Raw genomic sequence first — 4,241 nt, 5'->3', positions numbered from 1 at the left:
GAGGCGGCGCAGGCCGCCACCCGCCAATATGCGAAGCGCCAATTTACGTGGTTCCGCCACCAATCGCCCGCCGACTGGCCTCGTCACACAGAATCATTAAACGTCGATTCTATAGGTGAATTAGCAATTATATTACGTGATAAGCTGTTGACAGGATAGAATCATACACCTATTGCCCGCAACCCTGTTGCAGCGCACAAGCGCTGCTTCTTTGTATCGGAAGGAGTTTTGTCGTGACGGAAATGAGCGGTGCCGACATGGTGGTTCAGGCGCTGGTCGACCTCGGGGTCGACACGGTGTTCGGCTATCCGGGCGGCGCGGTGCTTCCGATCTATGACGCGCTCTACAAACACCCGACGATCAAGCACATTCTCGTCCGCCACGAACAGGCGGCGACGCACGCGGCCGAAGGCTATGCACGCTCGACCGGCAAGCCCGGCGTCGTGCTCGTCACCTCGGGCCCCGGCGCGACCAACGCCGTGACCGGCATCACCGACGCGCTGCTCGATTCGATCCCGATGGTTGTGCTCACGGGCCAGGTGCCGACGACCTTGATCGGTACCGACGCGTTTCAGGAATGCGACACCGTCGGCATCACGCGCCACTGCACCAAGCATAATTATCTTGTCATGGACCCCGACCGTTTGGGGCCGATCATGCACGAGGCGTTCCATATCGCGACGCATGGCCGCCCCGGCCCGGTGGTGATCGACATCCCGAAAAATGTGCAGGTCGCGACCGGCACTTACAGCGTGCCCGAATTTATCCAGCACAACAGCTATCGCCCGCAGGTCGAACCCGACGCCGACGCCATCGCACAGGCCGTCGCGATGATCGCCGCCGCCGAGCGCCCGATCTTCTACACCGGCGGCGGCGTGATCAACGCCGGTCCCGATGCCAGCGCCGCGCTGCGCCAGCTCGTCGCGCTCACCGGCGCGCCGGTCACCTCGACCCTGATGGGGCTTGGCGCCTTCCCGTCGGACGATGACAAATGGCTCGGTATGCTCGGTATGCACGGGACGTTCGAGGCGAATATGGCGATGAACCGCGCCGACCTGATCATCGCGGTCGGCGCGCGCTTCGACGACCGCGTGACCGGCCGTCTCGACGCCTTTTCGCCCGACTCAAAGAAAATCCACATCGACATCGACCGCAGCTCGATCAACAAGATCGTGCCGGTCGATCTCGCGGTCGTCGGTGATGCCGGCCGCGCGCTCGACGCGATCATCGCGGGTTGGCAGGCGGCGGGACACAAGGCCCGCGACCTTGGCGAATGGTGGCGCCGGGTCGACGGCTGGCGCGCGACGCGCTGCCTCGACTTTCCCGAAAAGAAGGAGCCGGACGCCGACATCATGCCGCAGCGCGCGGTGAAGGCGCTGTTCGACGCGACGCGCGGGATGGACCCGATCATCACCACCGAGGTCGGCCAGCACCAGATGTGGGCGGCGCAGCATTTCGGCTTCGCCGCGCCCAACCGCTGGCTCACCAGTGGCGGTCTCGGCACGATGGGATACGGCTTCCCCGCCGCGGTCGGCGCCCAGATCGCGCATCCGGACCGCCTCGTCATCTGCATCGCGGGCGAAGCCTCGCTCCAGATGAATATCCAGGAAATGGGCACGGTCAGCCAGTATCGCCTGCCGGTAAAAATCTTCATCCTCAACAATGAATGGATGGGGATGGTCCGCCAGTGGCAGGAATTGACCTATGAAAGCCGCTATTCCAACAGCTATTCGGACAGCCTGCCCGATTTCGTGAAGCTCGCCGATGCTTATGGCTGGACAGGGCTGCGCATCGACAACCTGGGCCAGCTCGAGGATGGCATCCGGAAGATGATCGAGACACCGGGTCCGGTGATCGTCGACTGCCGCGTCGCGCAGCTCGCCAACTGCTTCCCGATGATCCCGTCGGGCGCCGCGCACACCGACATGATCCTCCAACCGAACGACATCACCGGCACGATGGACGACGAAGCCAAGGCACTGGTGTAAATCATATGAAAATCAAAACCGAAGCCGGCGAGCGCCATGTGCTCGCCATCACCGTCGACAACGAAGCCGGGGTGCTCGCCAAGATCACCGGGCTGTTCACCGCGCGCGGCTATAATATCGAAAGCCTGACCGTGGCCGACATCAGTTCGGACCATGCGCTCAGCCGGATCACGATCGTCACCAACGGCCCGCCGCCGATCATCGACCAGATCATCGCGCAGCTCGACCGGCTGGTGCCCGTGCACCGCGTCGTCGACCTCAACGACGCGGGCGAGGCGCATGTCGAACGCGAAATCGCGCTGGTGAAGGTCGCGGGCACCGGCGACAAACGTATCGAGGCGCTGCGCATGGCCGACGTGTTCCGCGCCAAGGTCGTCGACACGACGCTGTCCAGCTTCATCTTTGAAATCACCGGGAACAGCGACAAGGTCGACCGCTTCATCGCACTGATGCGCGAATGCGGGCTGGTCGAGGTCGGCCGCACCGGCGTCGTCGCCATCGCCCGCGGGTCGGAGGCGCTCTAGAATTACAGAATGACGTTTCAACCTTCGTCACCCCGGACTTGATCCAGGGTCCATGGATGCCGGATCAAGTCCGGCATGACGAATGAAAATAAGGGAAGAATGACATGCAGGTTTATTACGATCGCGACGCCGACCAGGATCTGATCAAGGGCAAGAAGGTCGCCGTCGTCGGCTACGGCAGCCAGGGTCACGCGCACGCGCAGAATATGCGCGACAGCGGCGTCAAGGAGGTTGCGATCGCGCTCCGCCCCGGCTCGGCCACCGCGAAAAAGGCCGAAGCCGCAGGCTTCAAGGTCATGTCGAACAAGGAAGCCGCCGAATGGGCCGACGTCATCATGATCGCCGCGCCCGATGAAGCCCAGGCGAAGATCTACGCCGACGACATCGGCCCGAACATGAAGCCCGGCGCCGCGCTCGCATTCGCGCACGGCCTCAACATCCACTTCGGCCTGATCGACGCGCGCCCCGACATCGACGTCTTCATGGTCGCGCCCAAGGGCCCCGGCCACACGGTGCGCAGCGAATATCAGAAGGGCGGCGGCGTCCCCTGCCTGATCGCCGTCGCGCAGGAAGCCCAGGGCGCGGGCGCGTCGGGCAACGGCTTCGCGAAAGCGCTCGCCCTCTCCTACGCCAGTGCCGTCGGCGGCGGGCGCAGCGGCATCATCGAAACGACCTTCAAGGAAGAGTGCGAAACCGACCTCTTCGGCGAACAGGCGGTGCTGTGCGGCGGCATCACCCATCTGATCCAGGCGGGTTTCGAGACGCTGGTCGAGGCGGGCTATGCCCCCGAAATGGCTTATTTCGAGTGTCTCCACGAAACCAAGCTGATCGTCGACCTCCTCTATGAAGGCGGCATCGCGAACATGCGCTATTCGATCTCGAACACCGCCGAATATGGCGACATCAAGACCGGCCCGCGCATCATCAGCGACGAGACTAAGGCCGAAATGAAGCGCGTCCTCGCCGACATCCAGTCGGGCCGCTTCGTCAAGGATTTCGTCCTCGACAACCAGGCCGGCCAGCCCGAACTGAAGGCCAGCCGCAAGGCCGCCGTGGCGCACCCGATCGAACAGACCGGCGCCAAGCTGCGCGCGATGATGCCGTGGATCGCCAAGAACCAGCTGGTCGATAAAGCGAAGAACTGACGGCCCAACACCTAAACTCCGTCATCCCGGCGAAGGCCGGGATCTCGCCATTGCGTTCAACTGCGACGGTGAGATCCCGGCCTTCGCCGGGATGACTATAAGGGCTAGCGATGCCGCAATCTCCCTTCGACACCCACCGCAAGGATCTCGCGGCGCTGGCGGCGCAAAGCCGCCGCCGCAGCCTCGCGCCGCGCGCCGGCCGCGATTTCGCGTCGAACGACTATCTCGGCCTCGCCGACAGCGACGCACTGCGCGCTGCGATGGCCGCGGGCATCGACCGCGGGCTTCCCGCGGGCTCGGGCGGTTCGCGGCTGCTGCGCGGCAATCACGCTGAACATGAAGCGCTCGAAGCGCATGCCGCACGCCATTATGGCAGCGAGGCCGCGCTCTTCTTCCCCACCGGCTTCGCCGCCAACGCCGCGCTGTTCGCCACGCTCCCCCAGCGCGGCGACCTCGTCATCCACGACGCATTGATCCACGCGAGCGCGCACGACGGCATGAAGCTAGGCCGCGCGGGGACCGTCGCCGCCGCGCATAACGACGCACAGGCGTTCGACGACATCATCGCTCGCTGGCGCGCCGGC

General features: G+C 64.4%; 4 protein-coding genes. All 4 read left to right on the top strand.

All coding sequences use genetic code 11. The features are described 5' to 3' along the window. Positions 1-233 precede the first annotated feature (233 nt). Positions 234-1,988, top strand: a complete 1,755-nt coding sequence (ilvB, locus tag A3E77_RS15375; protein ID WP_293647508.1) for a biosynthetic-type acetolactate synthase large subunit — start codon at positions 234-236, stop codon at positions 1,986-1,988. Between the two features lie 5 nt (positions 1,989-1,993). Beyond that, complete coding sequence (gene ilvN, locus A3E77_RS15370) at positions 1,994-2,512, top strand: acetolactate synthase small subunit (protein ID WP_293647506.1); 519 nt, start codon at positions 1,994-1,996, stop codon at positions 2,510-2,512. A gap of 104 nt (positions 2,513-2,616) precedes the next feature. Continuing rightward, positions 2,617-3,657, top strand: coding sequence for a ketol-acid reductoisomerase (gene ilvC / locus A3E77_RS15365; RefSeq protein WP_293647504.1), 1,041 nt, complete (start codon positions 2,617-2,619; stop codon positions 3,655-3,657). 110 nt (positions 3,658-3,767) lie between these two features. Next, positions 3,768-4,241: aminotransferase class I/II-fold pyridoxal phosphate-dependent enzyme (locus A3E77_RS15360; RefSeq protein ID WP_293647502.1), on the top strand; the 474-nt coding region annotated here is incomplete at its 3' end.

The organism is Sphingopyxis sp. RIFCSPHIGHO2_12_FULL_65_19, from assembly GCF_001830555.1.
Classification (GTDB): Bacteria; Pseudomonadota; Alphaproteobacteria; order Sphingomonadales; family Sphingomonadaceae; genus Sphingopyxis.
Note: the sequence above shows the minus strand (reverse complement) of the source record. Positions and strands in the feature narration are given on the sequence as shown.